The organism is Lunatibacter salilacus, from assembly GCF_009797935.1.
Lineage (GTDB): Bacteria > Bacteroidota > Bacteroidia > Cytophagales > Cyclobacteriaceae > Lunatibacter > Lunatibacter salilacus.
On the sequence record NZ_VOLC01000003.1, the window covers coordinates 341293 to 366121 of the forward strand.

The 24829-nt window shown below is 41.7% G+C and carries 19 protein-coding genes; 11 read left to right on the forward strand and 8 right to left on the reverse strand.

Going from position 1 to position 24829, the window contains the following annotated elements; translation table 11 throughout:
* Positions 1 to 158: 158 nt before the first annotated feature.
* The 4 genes from FQ608_RS06335 to rsfS all read right to left on the reverse strand — a co-directional run bounded on the left by FQ608_RS06335 (position 159) and on the right by rsfS (position 4371).
* Positions 159 to 977, reverse strand: coding sequence for a hypothetical protein (locus tag FQ608_RS06335; protein WP_158856973.1), 819 nt, complete (start codon positions 975 to 977; stop codon positions 159 to 161).
* Positions 974 to 1741 carry a UDP-2,3-diacylglucosamine diphosphatase gene (locus FQ608_RS06340; protein ID WP_158856974.1) on the reverse strand — a complete coding sequence of 256 codons (768 nt, stop codon included), beginning with the start codon at positions 1739 to 1741 and terminating at the stop codon, positions 974 to 976. The genes FQ608_RS06335 and FQ608_RS06340 overlap by 4 nt, the downstream gene beginning before the upstream one ends.
* Before the next feature lie 141 nt (positions 1742 to 1882).
* Positions 1883 to 3958, reverse strand: a complete 2076-nt coding sequence (gene ftsH / locus FQ608_RS06345; RefSeq protein ID WP_158856975.1) for an ATP-dependent zinc metalloprotease FtsH — start codon at positions 3956 to 3958, stop codon at positions 1883 to 1885.
* 65 nt (positions 3959 to 4023) lie between these two features.
* Positions 4024 to 4371: a ribosome silencing factor gene (rsfS, locus tag FQ608_RS06350; protein ID WP_158856976.1), complete on the reverse strand. Its 348-nt coding sequence runs from the start codon at positions 4369 to 4371 to the stop codon at positions 4024 to 4026.
* Between the two features lie 91 nt (positions 4372 to 4462).
* Between rsfS and FQ608_RS06355 the strand changes: the two genes are divergently transcribed.
* Both FQ608_RS06355 and ahcY read left to right on the forward strand, forming a co-directional pair.
* A complete protein-coding gene (locus tag FQ608_RS06355; protein WP_158856977.1) occupies positions 4463 to 5218 on the forward strand; it encodes a biotin--[acetyl-CoA-carboxylase] ligase in 756 nt (251 codons plus the stop codon).
* Between the two features lie 76 nt (positions 5219 to 5294).
* Complete coding sequence (gene ahcY, locus FQ608_RS06360; RefSeq protein ID WP_158856978.1) at positions 5295 to 6614, forward strand: adenosylhomocysteinase; 1320 nt, start codon at positions 5295 to 5297, stop codon at positions 6612 to 6614.
* Between the two features lie 41 nt (positions 6615 to 6655).
* Here ahcY and FQ608_RS06365 read toward each other — a convergent pair whose 3' ends face one another.
* Positions 6656 to 7471: a hypothetical protein gene (locus FQ608_RS06365; protein ID WP_158856979.1), complete on the reverse strand. Its 816-nt coding sequence runs from the start codon at positions 7469 to 7471 to the stop codon at positions 6656 to 6658.
* 132 nt (positions 7472 to 7603) lie between these two features.
* Between FQ608_RS06365 and FQ608_RS06370 the strand changes: the two genes are divergently transcribed.
* Entirely contained in the window at positions 7604 to 8473 is an 870-nt protein-coding gene (locus FQ608_RS06370) for an SDR family oxidoreductase (RefSeq protein WP_158856980.1), read from the forward strand.
* A gap of 14 nt (positions 8474 to 8487) precedes the next feature.
* Here the strand turns inward: FQ608_RS06370 and FQ608_RS06375 are convergent, their stop codons facing one another.
* Entirely contained in the window at positions 8488 to 9018 is a 531-nt protein-coding gene (locus FQ608_RS06375) for a hypothetical protein (RefSeq protein ID WP_158856981.1), read from the reverse strand.
* Between the two features lie 450 nt (positions 9019 to 9468).
* Positions 9469 to 10662, reverse strand: a complete 1194-nt coding sequence (locus FQ608_RS06380) for an ATP-binding protein (RefSeq protein WP_158856982.1) — start codon at positions 10660 to 10662, stop codon at positions 9469 to 9471.
* A 486-nt stretch (positions 10663 to 11148) separates the two neighbouring features.
* Between FQ608_RS06380 and FQ608_RS06385 the strand changes: the two genes are divergently transcribed.
* From FQ608_RS06385 to FQ608_RS06420, 8 genes are all read left to right on the forward strand, one after another.
* Complete coding sequence (locus FQ608_RS06385; protein ID WP_158856983.1) at positions 11149 to 11865, forward strand: hypothetical protein; 717 nt, start codon at positions 11149 to 11151, stop codon at positions 11863 to 11865.
* Positions 11866 to 12061: 196 nt separating this feature from the next.
* Entirely contained in the window at positions 12062 to 12718 is a 657-nt protein-coding gene (locus tag FQ608_RS06390; protein WP_158856984.1) for a hypothetical protein, read from the forward strand.
* 299 nt (positions 12719 to 13017) lie between these two features.
* Positions 13018 to 13395, forward strand: a complete 378-nt coding sequence (locus FQ608_RS06395; RefSeq protein ID WP_158856985.1) for an HYC_CC_PP family protein — start codon at positions 13018 to 13020, stop codon at positions 13393 to 13395.
* Between the two features lie 233 nt (positions 13396 to 13628).
* Entirely contained in the window at positions 13629 to 17504 is a 3876-nt protein-coding gene (locus tag FQ608_RS06400) for an efflux RND transporter permease subunit (RefSeq protein WP_158856986.1), read from the forward strand.
* A 60-nt stretch (positions 17505 to 17564) separates the two neighbouring features.
* Positions 17565 to 17957, forward strand: coding sequence for a four helix bundle protein (locus FQ608_RS06405; protein WP_158856987.1), 393 nt, complete (start codon positions 17565 to 17567; stop codon positions 17955 to 17957).
* On the forward strand, positions 17954 to 19477 hold the full coding sequence (locus FQ608_RS06410; RefSeq protein WP_158856988.1) for a TolC family protein: 1524 nt from the start codon (positions 17954 to 17956) through the stop codon (positions 19475 to 19477). Before FQ608_RS06405 ends, FQ608_RS06410 begins: the two co-directional genes overlap by 4 nt.
* 280 nt (positions 19478 to 19757) lie before the next feature.
* On the forward strand, positions 19758 to 21458 hold the full coding sequence (locus FQ608_RS06415) for an efflux RND transporter periplasmic adaptor subunit (RefSeq protein ID WP_158856989.1): 1701 nt from the start codon (positions 19758 to 19760) through the stop codon (positions 21456 to 21458).
* A gap of 184 nt (positions 21459 to 21642) precedes the next feature.
* Positions 21643 to 23532, forward strand: a complete 1890-nt coding sequence (locus FQ608_RS06420) for a tetratricopeptide repeat-containing sensor histidine kinase (protein WP_158856990.1) — start codon at positions 21643 to 21645, stop codon at positions 23530 to 23532.
* Between the two features lie 40 nt (positions 23533 to 23572).
* Here FQ608_RS06420 and FQ608_RS06425 read toward each other — a convergent pair whose 3' ends face one another.
* A complete protein-coding gene (locus tag FQ608_RS06425) occupies positions 23573 to 24652 on the reverse strand; it encodes a site-2 protease family protein (protein ID WP_158856991.1) in 1080 nt (359 codons plus the stop codon).
* Positions 24653 to 24829 lie beyond the last annotated feature (177 nt).

Genomic DNA, 24829 nt, shown 5'->3' on the forward strand with positions numbered 1-24829 from the left:
CGCCGCGCAAATTGCAAAAATTCCGTTGTTTTTATAAATAATTAATTATAAAATAACATTTTTTAACCAACGCTGTTAAAAAAAAGATCAATGAGATCAAAACTTGAAAATACTATCAAAGATATTTTCAAAGTAAAAATTCTCATTTTCAGATATTTCTATAACTCAGCCGGCCTAACAAATATATCTATGCCCGTATCAGCATATAAAAGAAGGTGCTGTTTAGTAATGGCAACTTTTTGATAAATGGTATCGTGTAAGGGATACGATGTTGTTTTTTCAGAGGAATAATTTGTTTTTTTTAATCGATTTTCCGAAATATAATAGAAATGATCTTCATAAATAAAAACGGGAACATCCGGGATTGAAGCCAATTGCTGGATGAAATTTGCTTGGTTGTCAAAAATGTAAACCCCAGCTTTTTCAAGTTGAAGGAATAAGAGGTTTTTTCTCTCTGTCAAGTTGATAACCTTCAGGTCACGATTAGGTAAAACAAGCGACAGGGGTTGTTCCTGTAGCACCTGGTTTCGTCTGAAATCCCATTTCACCAAAGAAAGACGTGTTTCATTGAGCATCCAAATGACATTGCCGTTACCTAAGGTGGCATAGCGCACCACTCCTACATCACTATCTCTAAACAGGTAACTGGCTATTGGATTAAGGAAGCGATCCAATAGCTCGTATTGCTGCAAATCAGCGGAAAACAAAAATATAGTAGTGGTCCAGAAAGCCTCTAGTTTATCGAGTCGTGCACGGAACACCGGGGAGTAAATATTCGAAGAATCCCCTTGTGTTGTATATTGGCGGATATTGCCTTGTTGATCGGCGGTAAACACTTGGCTGCGGCCATCAACGGAAAGAAGATCAAGTCCTCGGGCAGGTATATGGCTGATTTTTTGCCAATGCGCTTCTTGGCAGATAGCTATATGGGCATAGAGGGAAAAAAGGAGAGATAGCTTTAATACCTGTTTTATCATCCCTGAAAAGTTTTCAGGTAGAAGGCTTCGCCGTCAAACTCGCCATATTGGTTTTGGGTAACCCATTCGCCCAAATTAAAGTATGTCGAATTTTTGCTTATTTCAAGGGTAAGTGGGAGGTGCCGGTGGCCAAATACATAATAATCAAAATGCATCTTATTTTCCACCTCTTGGCAATAAAGATATAACCATTCATTTTCTTTGCCCTTGAACTCATGTTCCATCTTAGCCAAGTTGGTCAGTCGGCTGTTTCTGGACCACATTTGGGCTAGTTTTATTCCAATGTCTGGATGCACCCATTTAAATAGCCATTGGCAGGCAGGGTTGGTGAATATTTTTTTCAAAACTTTGTACTTTCGATCCCCGGGGCCTAGGCCATCTCCGTGGCCGATGAGAAACTTTTTGTGATTGATCTCCATATCAATGGGGTTATGGAAAACAGGTATGCCGAGTTCCTCTGTGAAGTAGTCTCGCATCCATAGATCGTGGTTGCCTGTAAAAAAGAAAATGGGAATTCCCTGTTCTCGCAGGGAGGTTATTTTTGCCGTAAACCTCAAAAATCCTTTCGGTATTACTTTATCGTACTCAAACCAAAAATCAAAAATGTCCCCAACCAAAAATATTGCTGCCGCTGTGTCCGACACGCTGTGTAACCAACGAACTATTTTTTGCTCCCGTTTCCTGCTGGATTGGGCATCCGGTGTACCAAGGTGGAAATCAGATGCGAAAAATATTTTTTGGTGAGGTTTGAGCGTGATGTTCATGCGATAGGGGCAACGTATTTCCAAATTTAGTAATCTTTTTAAACTTCCATAAGGAATGAGTGCTATAGTACGCGGAATAAAAAAAAGAGGAAAGTGATTTCACCTTCCTCTTACAATTTGTTTTTGACTAACAGGTTCTCTTTAAGATCCTTTGTTTTCCACTATATCTTCCTTTACTGAATCGGATGAACTTTCATCATCTCCACTGTTCATGGCAAGCTTCTCGGCCAACGCTTTGTCTTTTTCCAATTTTTCCTTATCGTCTACCGTTCTGGTAAATTTCTCATAGGTGGTTTCCCTTTCAAAAGGTCTCTTTCCTATAATTGATTCCAAATCTGATTGGAAAAGGATTTCTTTTTCCAGAAGTGCCTTTGCGATTTTTTCCAGTTCGACTTTATGTTTGCTCAGCAATTCCTTTGTTCTGTCATAGGCAAAGGCAATCAGTTTCCGGACTTCCTCATCGATGGTCTGAGCAGTAGCTTCTGAATAGGGTTTGTCAAATTTATATTCCCCACCTTTACTGTCATAAAAGGATACGTTGCCAATTTTGTCATTCATACCATATACTGATACGATGGAGTATGCCATTTTTGTGATTCGCTCTAAGTCGCTCAAAGCACCTGTTGAGATCTTCTTAAATATGATCTCTTCCGATGCCCGACCACCAAGTGCCATACACATCTCATCGATCAGTTGTTCTGTTTGGTACAAAAACTGTTCTTTTGGAAGATATTGGGCGTACCCAAGAGCTGCTATCCCCCGAGGAACTATACTTACCTTAACCAAGGGATCTGCATGCTCCAGAAACCATCCGGCGACCGCATGTCCAGCCTCGTGATACGCGACAATTTGTTTTTCTTCGGGAGAAATAATTTTGTTTTTCTTTTCAAGGCCACCAATTACCCTGTCAATGGCATCTTGGAAGTCTTGCATATCCACCGACGTTTTGTTTCTTCGGGCAGCGATAAGGGCTGCTTCGTTACAAACATTAGCAATTTCAGCACCCGCAAATCCAGGTGTTTGGGCAGCTAGTTTTTTTGGTTCCACATCCTCTGATGATTTGATCGGCCCCAGATGGACTCTGAAAATAGCCTCTCTGCCCACAATGTCTGGTTTGTCTATACTAATCTGCCTGTCAAATCTGCCTGCTCTAAGAAGTGCACTGTCCAATACATCAGGTCGGTTGGTAGCGGCAAGTACGATGACACCTGAATCCGTCCCAAACCCATCCATTTCTACTAAGAGTGAATTAAGTGTATTTTCACGTTCATCGTTTGAGCCAGGCATCTGGCCTTTTCCCCTAGATCTACCAATGGCGTCTATTTCATCAATGAAGATGATACAGGGTGCCTTTTCTTTTGCCTGCTTAAACAAATCCCTTACCCGGGCAGCTCCAACGCCAACAAACATTTCCACAAAGTCAGACCCTGAGAGTGTAAAGAACGGTACACCTGCTTCTCCAGCGACAGCCTTGGCCAATAAGGTCTTCCCGGTACCGGGAGGGCCAATTAACAAGGCTCCCTTTGGTATTTTCCCGCCAAGTTTGGTGAATTTGGATGGAGTTTTAAGAAACTCCACGATTTCTTCGACTTCCTCTTTGGCTTCATCAAGGCCTGCCACATTGTCAAAGGTAATTTTCACCTTATTTTCTGCGTCGAACAACTGTGCTTTGGATTTTCCAACATTAAATATCTGACCTCCCGGTCCGCTCGGACCAGACATCCGTCTCATCATCATCCAGAAAAGGAAAAAAATCAGAATCAGAAATCCGAAAGAGGAAATCCAATTACCCCAGCTTTCTTCCTTTTTAGCGGAGTACCCAATGCGTTGATCTTCCGGTAATTTACTTTCCAGTTCGTTATAGAAATCTAGAAAATTGGCTACATCAGCTACGTTGATCTTGTAATGAGGACCTTGGGCGTTGTAAAAACGTTGTTGTGATTCCAATTCATCCTTATAACGCTGGTTATTCAGCGCTTCTTCGTTTAAAGTTACCTCTACATAATTTTGGTTATAGACGACAACAACTTTTTTTACATCATTCCCGAGAACCATGTCCTCAAACCGCTTCATGTTGATGTCCACCACCGCGGTGTTCTGGTTAAACCACGTAACACCAATCAGAACAATTACCGCAGTGACGATAAGCCAGAGCTGGAAATTAGGTTTTTGAGGGGGTTTCGGGATAAACTTTTTTGCTTTATTTTTATCACTCATCTTGCTTTTGTTATTGCTATAAACTTTTTGTAGAACGAAATTAAAAAATGAAAGTTCAAATCCTTTTAGTTTATTGGTGTAACTTTTGCGTCACCCCAAAGTTCCTCCAACCGGTAGAATGTTCTTTTTTCCTTTAGAAATATGTGGACTACCACATTGACATAGTCCATCAATATCCATTGCCTGTTATTTTTGCCTTCACTTCGCCAAGGTCTTTCCTTGTTTGATTTAATTACCTCGTCTTCAATGGATTGTGATATGGCTTCCAGTTGTGTATCAGAAGAACCTGAACAAATGACAAAAAAGTCCGTCATTGTTTGATTTATATCCCGTAGATCCATCAGGACAATGTCAGAAGCTTTTTTTTCTTCCATTCCTTTGATAATTACTTTACTCAGCTCTTCTGCTGTCATAGATAATTTGTATTTTTGAATTGTCGATTGCCAACCAGTATTTATTATAAACTTAAATATCTCTATTCTGGTCTTAAAATACTAATAATACATGCATAAAATCCTTGCCAATACGCTCTTTTTGGGTAAAGATATTATTTACCTGACAGAGTGTCACTCTACCAATGATGAGGCAATACGGCTCTTCAAATTGGGCCAAGTCATTGAGGGAAGCATTGTTTATACGGAAAAACAGACAAAAGGTAAAGGACAACGTGGTAACCGTTGGTATAGTGAGCCCGGGAAAAATTTGACCTTTTCACTGGTTTTGACACCTTTATTTTTGGATGCCACAGAGCAATTTTACCTTAATATGGCGATTTCCGTTGGGGTTCAAGAAGTCTTAGCCGCCTATGTGGCTGGTACCCTAATCAAGTGGCCCAACGATTTTGTTCACATTTCGCAGGGCAAATTGGGCGGCATGTTAATTGAGAATTCTGTAAGCGGAAACGGAATAGAAATGTCAGTGGTAGGCTTGGGGTTGAATATTAACCAAGTGGAATTTCCTTTCCCTACTGCCACATCATTGGCTAAAATAGGAGGATCCGCCATTTATTTAGAAGAGTTTTTTAGAGTGCTGATAGCTTCTCTAGAAAAATATTATTTGCTTCTAAAGCAAGGAAAAAGGCAACAGATTCGGGAGGCTTATCTCCGTCACTTATACCGGCTGGGGCAATGGGCTTCCTATGCCGACAAAGATCCTTTTACTGGCAAAATAATTGGTGTGAGTCCATCAGGGAAACTTTTAATAAAAAAACAAAATGCCGAAACGGTGGGTTTTTCTTTTAAAGAGGTTACGTTCCTATAATCCAAATTTCCTTTTGTCTTTATAAATGTTTATTTTTGAACTTTAAAAATAAGCTAAAAAATTTATTTCAATTTGTATGTCAGATATCAAATCAAAAAAATATACCCAATTTAAGGTCAAAGATATATCCTTGGCTGAATATGGCAGGAAAGAAATCCGCTTGGCAGAAAGTGAAATGCCTGGATTAATGGCACTGCGAGAGGAGTTTGGCCCTACACAACCACTAAAGGGAGCTAGAATTGCAGGTTGCCTGCACATGACTATTCAGACGGCTGTTTTGATTGAGACGCTTGTTGCGTTGGGTGCTGAGGTAACTTGGTCATCTTGCAATATTTTTTCTACGCAGGATCATGCGGCAGCCGCAATCGCCGCTGCTGGCATCAGCGTTTATGCATGGAAAGGCTTAACTGCTGAGGAATTTGATTGGTGTATTGAACAAACGCTTTTCTTTGGAGAAGACCGTAAGCCTTTAAATATGATTCTTGATGATGGCGGGGACCTTACCAATATGGTCTTGGATCTATATCCTGAACTGGTAAAGGAGATCAAGGGGCTTTCTGAAGAAACAACTACCGGAGTGCACCGACTTTATGAACGCATGAAAAATGGCACCCTCCCAATGCCTGCCATCAACGTTAACGATTCCGTGACCAAGTCAAAATTTGACAACAAATATGGGTGTAAGGAATCACTAGTTGATGCAATTCGCCGCGCTACGGACATCATGATGGCTGGCAAAGTGGCTGTCGTGGCAGGATACGGTGACGTGGGGAAAGGCTCTGCGGCATCTCTGCGGGGAGCTGGTGCACGTGTGATTGTAACTGAAATAGACCCGATTTGTGCATTGCAGGCGGCTATGGACGGTTTTGCAGTGAAAAAAATGACTAGCGCCGTAAAAGAAGCGGATATCATAGTTACTGCTACCGGGAATAAAAATATTATCGGAGAGGTTCATTTTAGATCTATGAAAGATAAAGCCATATTGTGTAACATTGGCCACTTTGACAATGAAATAGACATGGCTTGGCTAAATAAGAACTATGGCAATACCAAAGATGTCATCAAACCACAGGTGGATTTGTACAATATTGACGGTAAAGATATATTAGTGCTAGCCGAAGGAAGATTGGTGAATCTCGGATGTGCGACAGGACACCCATCCTTTGTAATGTCCAACTCATTTACCAACCAAACACTGGCCCAATTGGAACTTTGGACAAACACCTCTGCTTATGAACCGGGAGTATATGTACTTCCCAAGCACTTGGACGAAAAAGTTGCAGCGCTCCACTTGGCGAAACTGGGTGTGGAATTGGATGAGTTATCAGAAGAACAAGCGGAATATATTGGAGTTAAACCTGAAGGGCCTTACAAACCGGAATATTATCGCTACTAAGTATTGTTGATGAGTGATTTAGTAGAAAAAGCTCCGTAGATCTACGGAGCTTTTTTCATTTCTACACCTTCGTCAAGTTGGATGATGGTATGGGTAGTACAGTCAGGTTCCCTGTGGAATGTAAGGCGGTGAATTACATTTGAGGTGCTACTACGGCTGACTGTCCATGTCTCTTGACCCGAACTGGGACGCACCAGGGGTTGATCAAGGCAGTCTAGCTGGATAAATTTTGGCTCGGTTATCTCCCAGTTTACGTCTCTTCCTACCCAGTTTCTTGCGTTGCCTGTCCCTGTGCTGTGCCCTTGGATAATTGAGTCCCCAGAAATCATTAATTCGTGAGCGATGTTAATGTTCACCCTACTGCTGGACTGATTTTGAGCTGTAATCAACACATTAGATGCGCTATCGGAAAAAACCCGCTTATCCCTATTTTGGGCGGTTATTTTCAAAATTCTTGAGCCTGAATAAGAATTTCCCTGAAAGCTATATTTGTCATAAATCACAGTCAGACTATATCCTTGAAAAATTGGTAAAGGGGTGTAAGAAAGTAAAAGTTTACCTGATCGGACGCTACTCATATCTGGACAGGTAACGCCTTCGTAGTCTAAAGTAACTTGGTTTGTTGCGGTATCCAAAGTCACCAAAGGACAGTCGGGAATACCGGCAAGTTTGGTACTATCTTTATAGAATGACATTGGTTGCCAAAGTAGAAAAAGGTGTTCATCCAGTAGTTTGGAAATCAAGTAAGCTTCTTCCCCCTCAAAAGATTGGTCTGTCTGCAGGCGGCGGATGCTATCTTCGACACAACCTGCCATAACTGCTAAAAACAAAGCTCCCAGCCATAATTTTTTTATCATAATTTTCTCTACTCAAATTGAATACCAATTTCAAACGGTTGACGGCTCAACAAAAGTACGTATATTCGTAGAAAGCTGTACTAAGAGCTTGACAAGTGGGACTATTTTTGTCTCAAAAAAAATCAGATGCATATGTCCTATAAAGATGGAATGTTGCGCGACGGAGCGCTGGAAGATAAGGTGATACTAGTTACTGGCGGAGGGACCGGCCTAGGCAAATCCATGGCAGCTTATTTTCTGAGCTTGGGTGCCAAAGTAGTCATCTCAAGCCGGAAAAACGCCGTGTTGGAGGAAGCGGCAAAAGAACTTAGCGAAGCGACCAAGGGTGAAGTCCTACCTTTGGCCTGTGATATCAGGGACATGGATCAAGTCCAGAATATGTTGGAAGAGGCCGTTCGTCATTTTGGCCGGGTCGATATTGTAGTGAATAATGCGGCTGCAAATTTCATTAGTCCCACAGAACGTCTTTCTGCCAATGCATTTCACACCATTCTAGATATCGTCCTGAAAGGAACTGCGAATATGACACTCGCAGCGGGGAAATATTGGATTGATGGGGGAATGCCCGGCGTTTTCCTAAACATCGTTACTACCTATGCCTTTACAGGATCGGGGTATGTGGTGCCCAGTGCCGCAGCCAAGGCAGGCGTGCTAGCCATGACAAGGTCTCTTGCAGTAGAATGGGCCAAATACAAAATCAGGTCCAATGCCATCGCTCCGGGACCTTTCCCGACCGAAGGAGCCTGGACCCGTCTGCTGCCGGGAGATTTGGCCGCCAAGTTTGATCCAGCTAATAAGGTGCCGCTTGGAAGGGTAGGGGAGCACCAGGAACTTGCAAATTTGGCGGCTTATCTGGTTTCTGACTTTTCAGCCTACATGACTGGCGAGATTATTACCATAGACGGAGGCGAGTGGCTAAAAGGTGCTGGACAGTTTAACGGATTCGACGCTGTACCAAAGCCCCTTTGGGACCAAATGGAAGCAAGTAGGGGGAAGAAATAAGCAATTAAGCAAAATTATTGGATTGCATCCGGGTCTTCTTTGAATATAGAAGGGGATTTAAAAGGAAGTGCCAGGCTGTTGTCCCAGTTGGGAAGTACCTTCTTTACGTTGCGCTCATCAATGGAAGTAGTCTCTATGAAATACCAGTTCTCCCTTTGACGGGTACCCACCGCAATGATTGTCGAAGGGGTAATCATCAAACCCCCGGGGACTTTTAATGTGGTAACAATTGGAACCAATGCGTGGATTTCGTCCAATACATGGGAATATACAATTGGTTCTTTTATTTCCAGCTCCTTTACTGTTTGTCCCTCATTGATTCTGGTCTGATGAATCTGGCCAAGTATTCGCTTCATGGCCTCCGGCCCTCCTGCTTTATCGATAAGTTCCGGATATGTAAAATCAAGTAAAATATCCTGGTCACCATGCATCTGAGCGAAGGCATAAATCTGCCCCGCAGTCTTAATTTCATCAATAATCTGTGCTTGGACATTCGTTGTCCACAAGTAGAAAAAAATCCCTAAAAAGCATGCGGTTCTAGCCATAAAATATTTTTTAACGCTGCTAAAATAATAATTTTGTAATTGAGTCTATGAATTTATTCTTTTTTTTACAATAAGCATCATCAAAACTTTTTATGTGAACTACTGTGAACTATGTGGTTAAAAAATGACCACGGAGGGCACAAAAAAGGCACAGAGTTTTTTTTAGAAATTCTCGGCGTCCTCTCCGCTTCCTCTATGGACTGGGGTCGTGTTCTTTAATTTAAGGCAGATACCTCAAAGAATGCGCAGAAGTCGCTACGAATATCAAAACTCTCTATGTGCACTACTGTGAACTATGTGGTTAAAAAAAAACACCACAAAGAAGGTATAAAGAGAACGGTTTTTTTATAAAATCCTCAGTGTCTTCTGTGTAATCTCCGTGTTCGTGGTTCCCTTTTTTTAAACACGTAGTATCTTTTTCTGTGGTTCCACTACGTAATTGCTTCAATTTTAATACATAAAGCCAAAGAGCCATAGCGGGATTCGTTTTAGAGTTCCGTATTCAATATCATCCGCTGCGATAAAGCTGCCTTTTACTCCCTTTATTTGATCCGTTGTTTTGTTTTTGCCCCCCACCTCGAAGATAAACTTTCCGTCAATTCTAAAATCCCCGTCCTTGACATACTCTACCGTATGGGAATTGGAGAGTTGATTGATAAAAAATGTCTCCCTTAAGTTGCCCAAGTCCGCATTTTTCGGGGTAAAGGCAAACTGGAAATTGGTGTTTTCCAGGTAAATCTTTTCCGGTTTCTGCATCTGCGTGATGCCTTTGATATCCTTGTAGAGGTTTTTGGTCAAATGGGCCTCCTGTAGGAAAAAAAGGTAGCTAACCAAGGTATTGCGGTTGATACCGATACGTTCGGCAAGCTTGGTCACATTGGGAATAAAGGGTACAGACTCGGATATGATATGCAATAAATGCTTCAATCGGGGTACGTATGAAATGTCCACACTTCGGAGCAGCGGCAATTCTATCTCCAAGGTCATATTCACCACTTCCTCCAGCCGCTGATGGTACAACGTCGGTACCTCCTGAAAGAACGGGAAGTACCCATGGTTCAGGTAGGAACCAAAATGCGCCAAAGGCTTTACTTTTTGAAGGATCTCTCTTGAAATGGAAACATGATTCGCAATTATTTCTTCCAAGCTATGTACAGCAAATTCCTGTCCGGTCTTAATTGCCAAATACTCCCGAAAAGACAATCCTTGCATGTGGTAGATCACCGCCCTCCGGCTTAGATCAGCTCTGGCATTTAGGATCTCCAACATGGAGGATCCAGTGAAGACAATTTTCAACTCAGGGAAATCATCGTAGATGTTTTTGATTTCAATAGACCAGTTTGGGTATTTGTGTACCTCGTCTAGAAAAATGTATTTGCCACCTCTTTTTGCAAAATCATCCACCAAATCCACCAGGTTGTTTTGTGCAAACCAGATATTGTCCAAACTCACATATAAGGTGCTGTGGTCTATGGGTAAGTTTTTCTTGATGTATTGTAAGAGAAGGGTAGTCTTGCCAACTCCCCTTGGCCCCTTGATGCCGATTAACCTAGCCTCCCAGCTAATCTTGTCAATCATGCTTCGGATGAAGGTTAATGAAGTGGCGTCGATTTTTTTCAGAAATCGTTCATCGATGGATTCCATATTTTTGCTTATCTTAATAAGCAAAAATAACTTATATTATTTACTTCACAAAGTATTTTCATGTAAAATTGCTTATTATAATAAGCAATTTTTTGACTTTATTGGTTATTATGCCAAGCAAATTCACTTAGGCAATTACTTAGAACTGGCTACTTGTTTTGGGTACGATTTATATGAAGTGGCTGGAAAACAACTAATAGAAATGAGGGATAATACTATGCAAGATCGAAATAGAGTACATCGGTCGGTAGTGTGGAGGTAAGCAAATGTGGGACATTTGTCGGCTGTACACCGAGCACAAGACATCTTCCATTAATACCAAATTTATTAGGATGATAAATTTATAAACTCTTGTAAAAGAGTAATTTATTGATGCATTTAAAGAATTAATTCAATTTTAGTAGGATGAAAAATCATATAAAAATAATTATATAGAAATCTATTTGTATGTGTAAATATAAGATTAATTTTACAAAAATTATTTAAATGAAAAAGTTTTTACCTGTCCTGATTTTTATGGGGCTCAGTGTCGTTTCGAGTTTTGGGCAGGAGCAAAGTCGTTCTGAGAGGCTTCCTGATGTTACGGGAAGCAGCGGGTACAGTGTAGGTATCAACACCCAATTTATGTTAGATGGGCTTTTTGACCAAAATACGATGACACCCTTTGAGCTAATGGTTCGGAAACGGACAAAATCCAACCAAGTCTTGCGGGCTAGATTAGGGGGAATGGCTACGCATAGTAACCGCGCAAATGCAGATGAGGAATTAGAAAGCCGTAAGACAAACTGGAATGCGGCAATAGGCTATGAGTGGCACGAAAGTCTGGGGAAGAAATTTGGATTTTATTATGGGTTTGATATGGAGGCGGCGTTTTACAACGAAAATAGGTCACGTAAAGTAGATAACTTTGGTACCCCGATTGGTGATCTTATTTCAGTGATAAAAGTTAAAGTACGAGAACAAACATACAGTATAAAACCGATGGTCGGTGTAACCTATCAGTTAACTAAAAGTCTGTACGCTTCAGGGGAGCTAAGACTTCAATTTTCATATAGGCAAGATAAACAAAACTACAATTGGTTTAACGCCACAACGGATGCCCCATCTGATTTTTCCCCTGGTTCGTATTCAATGATTAATAATTACCAGTTTGATCTCAGTCTTATGCCACTTGCAAATATTTTTATCCACCTTAAACTTTAAAAAAATTGAAACAGTTAAAATAATTTTTATAAAAAGACAGGTTTTAATTAACAAGTACATAAGCTAGTCGAGTTGTGAAATCAAGTAAGCGAATCTAGTATAATCCTTTCATTTTCAATAAGATATGAGAATAATTTTGATTTCGTTTTTATCCTATTTACTAACCTGCTTCGTTGGTTTTTCCCAAACCAATGCTATGCTAATACCATCGGAAGCGGATTCTATACCTGCGAGTAGGTTCGAGCTGGGCGTTAATACCTATTTTGCCATTAGCCGTCTTTTTGACCAGTCCGTAAGAGCCCCTATGGAGTTACTTATTCGCAAACGAATGAAGCGACAAAACCAAATGCTACGGTTGAGGGCATTTGGAGATTTACAACGGTTGAAATATGTAGAATTTACATATAGCGATGAAAGCCAAGATTTTTTGTATGGGCTTGCCTTAGGCTACGAGTGGATAAAGCCCATTAATGAACGATGGGAGGGTTACTATGGGTTGGATCTGGAGGGCAGTCAGAAACGTAGCTTCGACACTAATACTCGTGACGGTTATGACCCCGAGGCGGATCCGATTACGTTTAGGGAAAAAACAAACGTCTACCAACATACCGATAGAATCGCCCTATCTCCATTGCTTGGCATTCGGTTCTCGCTATCCAAGAAACTGCTCTTGAGTACGGAATTCCGGTTGGCGAATTATATGGAATGGACCAAAACCGGGGAGGAATATTCAACCAAACCGATGGAAGGGAATGGGGACTATCAAATTCAGACCCGGTCAGAAGAAACAGTCAAAGAGAAGGGGATTCGTTTTCGACCATACACGGGTATCTTTTTAAACTACCGATTTTAATCAAAAGGCAAAATAGGATAATGGATCATATTGGCTGATAATCATGCTTCAAAATGTTCATCTTCAAAAATATCATCAATCAGTAGTTGATCATCTCCACAAACATACATTTTTTCAGAAGCCAAAAACTTATTCATCGCTGCGAACGCTGCGACTCCCGTTGCGCCCGCTGCGTGAAATCAAACCCTTCCCAATCTCTTTGAAAAATTTGCTGAAAAAACCGACCAATATAAACTCTCACAAAAATTCTGTAAATTTGTTTATCAAAACCTTCATATCTTTGAAGCGTAAATACTACCGTGAAACAATCCATCAAAATAGCACTCCTATTACTTTATGTGTTTTTCAACGCAGGGCTGAGCTATTCCATGCATTTTTGCGAGGAGGATTTTAAGCGGATTAACCTTTTTGCGGAAGCAAAAACCTGCTGTGAGTCCAATGAGCCCATGCCTGGTTGTTGCGATGATGTTTCTAATTTGGAATTACCCAATACCGATCAGCAGATTTCAGATTTACTGGGTTTTCAGCCATTAATGGCCGGTTTTCCAGCAACGGTTTTGCAGTTCGAGTTGCCGTTATTTTTTTTCAGTACAGAGAAAACAGCTTTCACTGATTCCTCACCCCCGATACTTCAACACACTCCGAAATATATCTTTTTTCAGGTCTTTTTGATATAGCCTTTTGCCTAAGCGGGAGGAAGCTGAATGCTACAAGACATCTTTGGTTAGAGAGACCTGGAAGGTTTTAAAAACCTGCCAGGTCTGAACCCCTAATTTATCATCCCCTTCAAGTTTCCCCAATCAAAGTTCAATTCTCGGTAATCAATATCTACCAATATCTAATATCAACAAATATCTGATAATTCTACCAATCAGGTAAACCAGATATTTAGAGCTTAATTTCAGCATTTATGCTCAATAGAATCATCAAATTCTTCCTCGAAAACAAACTGGTTACAGTTATCCTTTTGGTACTTGTAGTACTTTGGGGGGTAGTTGTTGCACCTTTCAACTGGAATACCGGATTTTTGCCCAGCGATCCTGTCCCGGTAGACGCTATACCGGATATAGGCGAAAACCAGCAGATTGTCTTTACCGACTGGATGGGGCGCTCCCCGCAAGATGTAGAAGACCAGATAACCTATCCGTTGACCACTTCCCTACTGGGAATGCCCGGAGTAAAGTCCATTAGGAGCACTTCCATGTTTGGGTTTTCGTCCATTTATTTGATTTTTGAGGAGGATATCGAATTCTATTGGAGCCGGTCCAGAATTTTGGAGAAGCTTAATGGGTTGCCCTCGGGATTATTGCCAGAGGGAGTACAGCCGAAGCTTGGCCCGGATGCTACGGGATTGGGACAGGTTTATTTTTATACATTGGAAGGAAGAGATGAAAAAGGGAATCCAGCCGGAGGATGGGACTTGCATGAACTTCGAAGCATTCAGGATTATTACGTACGCTACGGTTTGGCAGGAACATCGGGGGTAGCGGAAGTCGCAAGCATTGGTGGGCATGTGAAGGAATACCAAGTGGACTTGGATCCTGTGGCTATGAAAGCACACAATGTCTCCATGATGCAGGTGATGAACGCTATCAAACAGTCCAATTTGGATGTGGGTGCCAATACGATGGAGATCAATCAGGTGGAATTTATCGTTCGTGGTTTGGGCTATGTGAAATCACTGGAAGATATCGAATTGGCAGTTGTCAAGATGACCAATAATGTTCCGTTGAGAATTAGGGACATTGCCAGGGTGAACATTGGGCCAGCCAGCAGGGCAGAGCGGGCAATTTTGGATAAAGGTGGGGCGGAAGCGGCTGGAGGTGTGGTCGTAGCCCGCTATGGGGACAACCCACTGCAGGTGATCGATGCCATCAAATCAAAAATCAACGAAATATCCCCCGGGTTACCAAGCAAAACGCTGGAAGACGGCACGGTGTCCAAGGTGACTATCGTACCTTTTTATGATCGGTCCGGGTTGATCAAAGAGACGTTGAATACGCTAAATGAGGCCATTAGTCTTCAGATTTTGATTACCATCATTGTAATCATGGTCATGGTTTTCAACCTGAGGGCATCTCTTCTAATTTCAGCACTCCTTCCTATGGCGGTGTTAATGTGTTTTATCATGATGAAATACGTCGGGGTGGATGCCAATATTGTTGCCCTTTCAGGGATTGCTATTGCGATTGGAACTATGGTGGATTTGGGGATTATTCTAAACGAAAATATTCTACGGCACCTAGAAGAGTCAGGGACTCAAAAATCCAAACTTCAGGTGATATACGAAGCGACCGCTGAAGTTAGTTCTGCGATTTTAACAGCCGTTTTGACTACGATTGTCAGTTTTTTACCTGTGTTTACCTTACAGGCTGCGGAAGGGAAACTCTTTGGTCCATTAGCCTATACGAAAACTTTTGCCTTGATAGCAGCATTGATTTTTACGTTGGTATTTATGCCCGCTTTTGCCCATTGGATTTTTGGTGTGAAATTGAAATCGAAAAACTACAAATCCATCCTTAATTTCAGCGTGTTGGTTTTGGGATTAATCCTGCTGTTTTATTTTCCATGGGGAGGACTTGTACTGATAGCATTTTCCCTCAACAATTTGTTTCATGCTTTCTTTCCTGAGAAAACAGCCAATGGGAAATTCAAAGAATGGATTTCTGTTGGGATTGCCGTTATAGCTGTGGCTGTTCTCTTGGCCTATGAGTGGAGGCCGTTGGGCTTGACGCAGTCGGTGTTTACTAATTTTGTTTTCATAAGTCTTATTGTGGGGTTCGTTTTGGGAGGGTTTTCTTTATTTATCCGATTTTATTCCAACATGCTAAAATGGTGCTTAGAAAATGCAAAGACTTTCTTTCTCCTGCCTGTACTGATTATCCTATTTGCTGTAAATATTTGGCTTGGCTTCAATAGTATTTTTGGTTTCGTAGCCAGAGGATTTGATCAAGTAGGTTGGAATATCCGGACGACTAGTGTTTGGGCAGGACTAACGCATGCCCTTCCCGGAATGGGCAAGGAATTTATGCCGGCTTTAAATGAAGGTTCTTTTCTTTTGATGCCGACTTCCATGCCGCATTCGGGTGTGGAGGCGAATATGCAAATACTCAAGCAACTGGATATGTTGGTGCAGGCGATCCCTGAGGTGGAAATGGTGGTGGGAAAAGCAGGCCGTGCCGAAAGTCCCCTTGATCCGGCTCCCATGTCCATGTACGAAAATATCATTAATTATAAGACGGAATACCTACAGGACGATAATGCCCAAAAACTTCGATTTAAGATCGATAGAGAAGGCAATTATCAGATTGAGTTGGATGGTAAATTGTGGTGGTATGACCGCAGGGATGGAGCCATTTGGGATGAGGATGATAATTATTTGGAAGAAGGCCAAAGAAGGGCAGCCCTTAGAAACATAGCCAACTATTTAGTCCCCGACGAGAGGAGAGGACAATATTTCCGGCAGTGGAGGGATGAGATCCGAACTCCGGATGATATCTGGGATGAAATTCAGGTCCGCACTTCCAATATTCCGGGAGTGACTTCCGCACCGAAGTTACAGCCGATAGAAACCCGGTTGGTGATGCTTCAAACAGGTATGCGGGCACCCATGGGGATGAAAGTATATGGCCCCGATTTGGAGACCATAGAGAACTTTAGTTTAAAGTTGGAGGCTTTACTCAAAGAAGTGCCGTCAGTTAAGGCTGAAGCCGTATTTGCGGACCGTTCCTTAGGGAAACCCTATTTAGAAATTGATTTGGATCGGTCCAGGCTCGGGCGATATGGACTGAACATCGCAGATGTGCAGGAATTTATTGAAGTTGCTATCGGGGGGATGACGCTGAGCACAACGGTAGAAGGTCGTGAGCGTTATGCAATCCGAGCACGATACGCCAGAGAATACAGGGACGACCCGGAGGCGTTGAAGCGAATCCTAGTCAGCACTCCGGCTGGTGCGCAGATTCCATTAGGTCAACTGGCAGAAATCAATTACCGTCCCGGACCCATGATGATCCGTGGGGAAAACACGTTCTTGGTCGGCTATGTACTCTTTGACAAACGGGATGGTTTTGCGGAAGGATCGGTAGTGGATAACGCCCAAGAATTCATCCAACAAAAAATCACTTCAGGAGAGCTCGACGTGCCGGCAGGTGTATCGTACACCTTCTCGGGCAGCTACGAAAACCAAATCCGAGCTGAGAAGCGTTTGGCGGTTGTAATCCCACTTTCCCTCGCAGTGATTTTCCTGATACTCTACTTTCAGTTTAGGTCAACGGCGATGGTATTGATGATTTTCTCGGCAATAGCCATGGCTTTTTCCGGAGGGTTTATGATGCTGTGGTTTTATGGGCAGGATTGGTTCCTGGATTTTAATTTTTTGGGAACAAATATCCGGGAACTCTTCCAAATGCGGACCTTCAATCTTTCTGTCGCCGTGTGGGTTGGCTTCATCGCGCTCTTTGGAATTGCCACAGATGATGGCGTTGTGATGGGGACCTACTTGAAGCAGAGTTTTGACCGCATTCGACCCGATAATGTGACGGAAATTCGCAAGGCCGTATTGGAAGCGGGTTTGAAACGAGTTAGGCCCTGCCTGATGACTACTGCCACTACACTGCTGGCCTTACTCCCTGTCCTGACCAGTTCCGGCAGGGGATCCGACATCATGATTCCCATGGCTATTCCGGCTTTTGGGGGGATGACAGTGGCGTTGATTTCGTTGTTTATTGTACCGGTGCTTTATGGGAAATATAAAGAACTGAAAATGAAAAATGATATTCGTTGATATTGGATATTTATTGATATTGGTTTGTAGGATGCAGTTTTAATTAAAGTTTGAATCTTTATGGAAGGAAAAAAGGAATATATAAAACTTGAGGATTTAGAGGTTTATAAATTATCCAGGGAGCTTTCGAGGTTGGGCTGGGAGATTTATTCAAAGTTGAATTGGCAAAATCGAAAAATCATTGGGGATCAATTTATAGAATCCATTGATTCTGGTGGGGCAAATATTGCAGAGTCCTACGGTCGGTTTCACTATTTAGATAGAATTCGATTTTTGTACAACAGTCGGGGATCTTTATTTGAGTCAATCAATCATTGGCTCGATTTATTGTTAGAAAGGGGAATTGTCTCAAATGACGAGTTACAAGAATTGAAATTGATATCCGATAAACTTTCCCTAAAACTTAACAATTATATTCAATCAATTTATAATGCGAAAAAGGAACTGAAATGAATAAAGCACTAAATTTTAGTTATCGATTCGGGCGATTTGAATTTGTTGCCGGCCCAAAACGCCAATATCAATTAATATCAAATATCCATAAATATCTTTTCCTAATCGCATTATTGGTATGCTTCAAAGGAAATTCCCAAAGTTTAGATAAATACCTTGAAGAAGCCGCAGATAACAATTTCGCACTTCAATCTTCCTTTAAACTGTATCAAGCTAGCCTTGAAAGAACAAATCAGATTAGTTTGGAAAGTCCCCAATTAAATATTGGAGTTTTTACGAGACCTATGGAGTTGTTGATGGGAAATCAGCGGGCGGAGGCTTCGGTGATGCAGATGTTTCCATGGGTTGGGATGCTGAAGACCCAAAGGGATGAAGCTACTCTGATGGCCGAAGCGAGATACGAGGAGTTTAGGCTGGAGCGGAATATGGTGCTTTATCAGGTAAAAGAAGCGTATTTTCAACTACAACAAACCCAAAATACAATAGATATTACTGAGGCTAATTTGGAGATCTTGAGGTCATTAGAAGAATTGGCAATTATCCGGTATCAGGGAGGGAATACTTCTGAGGCTGCGTCCACGGTTTCCAGTACGGTACGAAATTCTTCAAGGTCCAATCAAGGCACTGCTCTGGATGGAATGGGGATGGGAGGAGGTGGATCTACTTCATCTTCCGGTGGTGCTGTGTCATCGGGGGGGGCTTCGCCAATGTCATCCATGGGATCAAGTGGAGGGGGATCGGGAAAGCTGACTGATGTCCTCCGCCTTCAGGTGCAAATAAAAGCAATGGAAAGTGACATTGATCAACTTGAACAGGATAAAAAACCACTTTTGGTTCGATTTAACCAACTGCTAGGAAAAGATAGAAAGGAGCCTGTAAATTTTGAAACGGTCATTGATACTGAAAAAAAAATGGATTGGGAAATTTTGATGTTGGAAAATATCCTTGCAACCAATCCCATGCTTTTGATGCTGGATAAAGAAGGTATGGCATACCAAAAACAAGGGGAGATGGCCAAATTGGAAGGAAGGCCCATGTTTGGTTTGGGTTTGAATTTCATGGTTTTTTCCCCGAGGCCTGAATCGGGTATGGTAGGAGGGATGAACGGAATGGATTATATGCCCGCCGGGATGGGAGGTAATATGGTGATGCCTATGGCGACGGTGACTTTGCCAATCTACAGGAAAAAATATAAATCCCAGCAGGCTGAATCCAGACTTTGGTGGGAGGCCAATGAGAGGCAGACGGAGGATTTGCGGCGAAGTTTGGAAACTGAATTTGAGACCATTCTTGCTTCCATTAGGAATGCTGATCGAAAGATTAAATTATTGGAGGAACAAATTGAATTGACCGAGCAGACCATGGAACTTTCCGTCACAGCGTATGCCACAGACGGAAGCTCCTTCGAAGAACTCCTCAATATTCAGCAGGATTTACTCGAATTCAGACTCAATTCTTTGAATACAAGGGTTGAAAGGGAGCTGGGTTTTGCAAAGTTGGAGACTTTGGTGGGCCTATAACCTTTGAGGTCTTTTTTTGACCTCGAAGGTTTGAAGGTTGAGTGAATGGATACTGGTTGATATAAATAATTGAAATAATATGGAAATATGGCCTACGTCCGAAATATGCTTGATTGGATATTTGTTGATATTAGATATTGGTGGATATTATTGACGGGTTATTTGGAATACAATGGATTGTCCTTGAGCAAAATATCTATCAAATTCAATATCAATGAGTATCCAATATCCATTAATATCCAACAGAAAATATAGAAAAAGTATTGAATACAAAAGAGACATGAAACAGCAAAAAAGTATAATAATAATCATCTGCCTTTTCCTTGGTATTGTAATAGGTTGGATGATTCGGGGTGGGGGTGAGGATCATCCTGATGGCGAACATACACATATGGGAGAAAATGGAATAGAATATACCTGCTCCATGCATCCACAAATCCGTCAAAATGAACCCGGCCAATGCCCGATTTGTGGCATGGCATTGATACCGCTCGGTAGTAAAAAAGGAAAGGAGAGTGGCCCATATGTTCTTGAGATGACTCCTGAAGCGGTTGCGTTGTCCAATGTGCAGACCTCTTTGGCGAAACAGGATACGGGCACTGGGAAGCTGGTGTTGTCTGGAAAAATCCAATCCGACGAGCAAAGAACAAAAAGCCTGACTGCCAATTTCGCGGGACGTGTGGATCACCTTTATGTGAATTTCACTGGGCAGGAGGTAAAAAAAGGAGAGAAGCTGGCGACACTTTATTCTCCTGAATTGGTCAACGTCCAAAAGGAACTTTTGGAAACAGCGAAGATCAAAGACCGACAGCCGGCATTGTATCAGGCTGCCAAAGAGAAATTGAGACTATGGAAAATTTCTGAAGAGCAGATTGCTTCGATCGAAAGCTCTGGCAATGTGCAAACACAGTTTGATATTTTTTCAGATATTTCTGGCGTCGTGATGGCACGCAATGTGTCAGTAGGTGATTTTGTGAATAGGGGTACGCCGCTTTTTGAATTGGTGGATTTGAGCAACGTTTGGGTGATGCTGGATGCTTATGAGTCCGACCTGGGAGCTGTTAAAAAAGGGGATGAATTGAGTTTTCAGGTTTCCGCATACCCTGGAAAGGAATTTAAGGCCAAAGTGACCTATATAGACCCGGTATTGAATCCGGATACCCGAACGGTAGGGATACGTGCTGAAGCTGTAAATAGGAATGGAGAATTGAAGCCGGAGATGTTTGTGTCAGCTGCTATTTCTGTTTCCCAAGCGGGACAATCTGGCCTGATGATTCCTAAGACTGCTTTATTGTGGACTGGTCCAAGGTCGGTGGTTTATGTCCAGAAAGGCAGCAAAGAGGCACCTGCATTTGAAATGCGGGAAATTGAGACTGGAGCAAGGGTAGGGGAAGATTATTTGGTGATTTCCGGATTGGAGGAAGGGGAGCAGGTTGTCAGCAATGGAGTTTTTGCGATAGATGCGGCGGCCCAATTGAGTGGTAATTATAGTATGATGACACGGCCGGACGTTAAGACACTAGAAGTGCCAGAGGAATTCAAAACACAATTGACTGCTTTAATTAAAAGCTATCTGCTAATAAAGGATGCGTTGGTGGAAACAGATGTCAAAGCCACTCAAGAGGCAGCCAATCCAGCTAAGTCCAGTCTTACCCAAGTTGATATGAAATTGCTGGACAGCAAAGCCCACGAAAGTTGGATGGGATTGATGAAACCGATCCAGAGCAGTTTGGATAAAATCGCCCAGATCAACGATGTAGAAGAGCAAAGAAAGCATTTTGAGACTCTGTCAGATAATTTGATTGAGGCTGTGGAGATTTTTGGAATTTCCGGCGATTCCTTTTACAAGCATTATTGTCCGATGGCATTCAGAGACGAAGGCGCAGTATGGCTTAGTTTGGAAGAGGAAGTTAGAAATCCCTACTTTGGAGAAAAGATGTTAACGTGTGGTGAAATTCAGAAAACATATCGGTCAGAGTGACAGTATAGACAGCGTGAAAAGGTCTTGGAAGGTGTATAACCAAGAGATAAAGTCGGTTATTTCTATATCTGAAATATTGTCGTTTGTTTTTTTTAAAATAATTTACATTTTCCCTTATATTTGGTGATAGTTAATTTTGAAGTAATAGATTTTGAAAATCAGCTACCAAGCTGCATAGAAGGGTATGGGAAGATATTTTTTGTTTTTGCTTTTGCTAATAGGTACGATTGAGTCAGTTTTTGCACAGAATGAAAGCGAAACAATTTTGCGCCATTTGGCAAAAGCAGAAGCATTGCAGTATGAACTGAAAGACTCAGCAATTTACCATGCAACGATAGCCGAAGATTTGTCCCAAAGACTGGGGGACAATAGTCTGTTGGCGAAGACTTACAACCGTCAGGGTGCGGTACATTATGTTTCAGGAAATTACAGTAAGGCCATGGAAAGATTTTCCATGGCCTGGGAGATCTTCGATGAAATCGGGGATATGAAGGGGAAGGTGTTTGCAATGAATGGGCTGGGATTGATTTATTTGACCGAGGATGAATTTGAACAGGCCATAGACCTTTGGGAGCAATGTCTGGAAATTAACCGTAGTCTTGGGGATTCAGTCTCAGTGGCGAAAAACCTTTTCAATATAGGAATAGGACATTGTGAGCTCCTACAGCATGAACAAAGCTACGCTGCATATTCTGATGCGTTAATTTTTTTAAAAGGAAACGAAGGTCATGGTTTGAATTTGATGATCAGAAACCGAATGGCTAAGCACTTTTTTGATATCGGAGATCCTCAGCAATCCCTTTCCAATTATTTGGATGTTTTGGAGAATGTAGAAAACGTCAGTACTTGGGAGAAAGCCTATGCATATACCGGGTTAGGGGAAGTTTATTTAAGTATTAATGATCTCCAAAAGGCTGAAGAATACGGGGCTAAAGGATATGAAGAAGCACAACAGATAGGCGCACACTGGGACTTGGAACGGGTAACTTCACTGTTGTCAAAACTCTATCAACAAAATGGAGATATATCCAACGCATTATTTTTCACCCAACAGAATAAAGCGCACAGTGACAGTCTTTATACTTCTACGAAAAACCGGCAGATTTCCCGCTTGCAACTAAAGGTGTCCCAAGCAGTAAACGAGAGCCTAATAGCTGAAAATGAGGCCGCCCTTCAAAAAGTCAAGTTCAGAAATATCGCTCTGATCCTTTCTTTAATTGGATTAATAATATTGGCTGGGCTTATTTTTGTCATGGGCAAAAATATCAAATTAAAAGAGCGATTCAACAAGGAGCTAAAAGAGTTGAACAGTTCCATAAGGTTCCAGAATGATCAAATTGCCCAGCAGAATGCGAGTCTCTCAGCTATCAACCGAACCAAGGATAAGCTCTTTTCTATTTTATCACACGACCTTCGTTCCCCCATTCATTCGATTCTACAAACTTTGGAATTGCATCAGATGGGGTATTTCGACGAAAGCCAAAAAAATGAAGCGATGGATCTGCTCTACAAGCAAGTTTCCAAAACTGACAGCATGCTCAACGACCTACTTAAATGGGCAAGTGAGCAGACCGAAAACATCCATGCTAAATTCTCCTCGGTGGATGCAGGGAGCGTGATAGAAGAACTTGTCGAAGTGTATGATTTCCAAGCCCGCGCAAAAGACATACAGGTGCGGCATCAGCTACGTCCAATATCACCTATATGGGTTGATAGAAATCAATTTCGCATTATTTTCCAAAATTTATTCCACAATGCAGTTAAATTCACACCCTCATACGGTGAAATTTCCATTTTTTATGAAGAAGACGAATTCAGCGTTACCGTGTATTTGAGAGATTCCGGCGAAGGAATGGACGAACAATCCCTGCTTAGTTTTTCAGGGAAAAAGGAAGTTCGCATGCATTCTATGGTGGGGACTGCTGATGAGAAGGGATCTGGATTGGGCTTACTTCTGGTAAGACAGTTTGTTGCGCAAAATAAGGGTTTCATCGGATTGTCGAATTTGCCTGTTAAGGGAACAGAATTTAAAGTTACTTTTCAGAAAGCTAGTCCGGTACAAATCAACAGTTAAATCGAAATCTTTTATAAAGATCAGAGAAATGCGCCTAACTTCATTTGCTAAGCGCTAGTTTGACCATAATAAATTCAGAGATATTTTCTTGGTCAATCATACCTAAAAAGAGGTTTTCCTCATATACCAGCGCTACTTTTTTATTTTCAGTAGACATTAGTTTATACGCTTCTTCCAATGGTTGATAAACCTCTAAATTCAAGGGGTTTAGGTTGGCAACCTTTTCCACAGATGTACCTTCGTTTCCTTCTTTCAGGCCTCTCATTATTTCCTCCCTACTAATTGTGCCTATGGGATCGTCATCTTTGACCACCACAAAATGGGTAGACTGTCCATCCAGAAGCTTTTCGATGGCTTTTGACAAGGGTGCATCAAATGCGATGATTGGAAACTTCCGCATCAATACATCCTGAACCGAGAATCCTTTCAAGATGGAGGTTTGTGTGGTATGTGTAATTTCCGCCTGTGCACCCAGGAAAATAAAAATCCCTATCAATACCAAAATTGGGTTGTAAAACAATCCAATAAAAACGAAGGATATCCCCATAAACTGACCTATGCTTCCAGCAATTTGTGTTGCTTTGACCCGAGGCATTCGCAGTGAAAGTAGGGCTCTGAGTACCCTCCCTCCGTCCATGGGAAAGGCAGGGAGTAGGTTGAAAAGGGCCAAAAAGAGATTTGCAGACGCCAGAAAGAGAAGAATAGTGCTTCCATCAACGTGAGTATCCTCGACCAGTTCTACATTAAAACCCTTTAGGTAAACAACAATAGAAAGTAAGAAAAAAATAACTATGTTGACCAATGGTCCAGCCAAAGCAACATGCAGCTCCTGTCTTGGATCCTCTGGGATTTTCTCCAGTCGGGCAAGTCCGCCGATAGGTAGCAGAATTATGTCCTTAGTCTTAATCCCGTATTTTTGGGCTGTCAGCGCATGGCCGAATTCATGCAAAATGACACAAAAGAAAATAGCCAAAATGAATAAAAGAGACCATCCCGTATCACCAATGGCTACTCCAGATCTAGAATTGGATATAATAATCCATAGTAATAATATGGAGAATGTCCAGTGTATGAAAACTTTAATCCCCTTATATTTACCAAGATACAACGATACTTTCATGTTATTTTAAAATTTTTGGTGGAATCATGGTTTAATTTAGGGTATTTTTAGGATATTTCAGCTACGTTTTTAAAAACTAATGATTAACTGAAGTAAAGGTAATCTCTTTTGTTTAATAGATTACTCTGGGATATTGGAAATATGATGTTCGTTCAAAGCCCACCTTTAGTCGTTCTT

What these genes read in the sequence shown, in the direction of transcription:
- FQ608_RS06335 (WP_158856973.1), bottom strand. Translation starts at nt 977, where the DNA reads ATGATAAAACAGGTATTAAAGCTATCTCTCCTTTTTTCCCTCTATGCC.
- FQ608_RS06340 (WP_158856974.1), bottom strand. Translation starts at nt 1,741, where the DNA reads ATGAACATCACGCTCAAACCTCACCAAAAAATATTTTTCGCATCTGAT.
- ftsH (WP_158856975.1), bottom strand. Translation starts at nt 3,958, where the DNA reads ATGAGTGATAAAAATAAAGCAAAAAAGTTTATCCCGAAACCCCCTCAA.
- rsfS (WP_158856976.1), bottom strand. Translation starts at nt 4,371, where the DNA reads ATGACAGCAGAAGAGCTGAGTAAAGTAATTATCAAAGGAATGGAAGAA.
- FQ608_RS06355 (WP_158856977.1), top strand. Translation starts at nt 4,463, where the DNA reads ATGCATAAAATCCTTGCCAATACGCTCTTTTTGGGTAAAGATATTATT.
- ahcY (WP_158856978.1), top strand. Translation starts at nt 5,295, where the DNA reads ATGTCAGATATCAAATCAAAAAAATATACCCAATTTAAGGTCAAAGAT.
- FQ608_RS06365 (WP_158856979.1), bottom strand. Translation starts at nt 7,471, where the DNA reads ATGATAAAAAAATTATGGCTGGGAGCTTTGTTTTTAGCAGTTATGGCA.
- FQ608_RS06370 (WP_158856980.1), top strand. Translation starts at nt 7,604, where the DNA reads ATGTCCTATAAAGATGGAATGTTGCGCGACGGAGCGCTGGAAGATAAG.
- FQ608_RS06375 (WP_158856981.1), bottom strand. Translation starts at nt 9,018, where the DNA reads ATGGCTAGAACCGCATGCTTTTTAGGGATTTTTTTCTACTTGTGGACA.
- FQ608_RS06380 (WP_158856982.1), bottom strand. Translation starts at nt 10,662, where the DNA reads ATGGAATCCATCGATGAACGATTTCTGAAAAAAATCGACGCCACTTCA.
- FQ608_RS06385 (WP_158856983.1), top strand. Translation starts at nt 11,149, where the DNA reads ATGAAAAAGTTTTTACCTGTCCTGATTTTTATGGGGCTCAGTGTCGTT.
- FQ608_RS06390 (WP_158856984.1), top strand. Translation starts at nt 12,062, where the DNA reads ATGCTAATACCATCGGAAGCGGATTCTATACCTGCGAGTAGGTTCGAG.
- FQ608_RS06400 (WP_158856986.1), top strand. Translation starts at nt 13,629, where the DNA reads ATGCTCAATAGAATCATCAAATTCTTCCTCGAAAACAAACTGGTTACA.
- FQ608_RS06405 (WP_158856987.1), top strand. Translation starts at nt 17,565, where the DNA reads ATGGAAGGAAAAAAGGAATATATAAAACTTGAGGATTTAGAGGTTTAT.
- FQ608_RS06410 (WP_158856988.1), top strand. Translation starts at nt 17,954, where the DNA reads ATGAATAAAGCACTAAATTTTAGTTATCGATTCGGGCGATTTGAATTT.
- FQ608_RS06415 (WP_158856989.1), top strand. Translation starts at nt 19,758, where the DNA reads ATGAAACAGCAAAAAAGTATAATAATAATCATCTGCCTTTTCCTTGGT.
- FQ608_RS06420 (WP_158856990.1), top strand. Translation starts at nt 21,643, where the DNA reads ATGGGAAGATATTTTTTGTTTTTGCTTTTGCTAATAGGTACGATTGAG.
- FQ608_RS06425 (WP_158856991.1), bottom strand. Translation starts at nt 24,652, where the DNA reads ATGAAAGTATCGTTGTATCTTGGTAAATATAAGGGGATTAAAGTTTTC.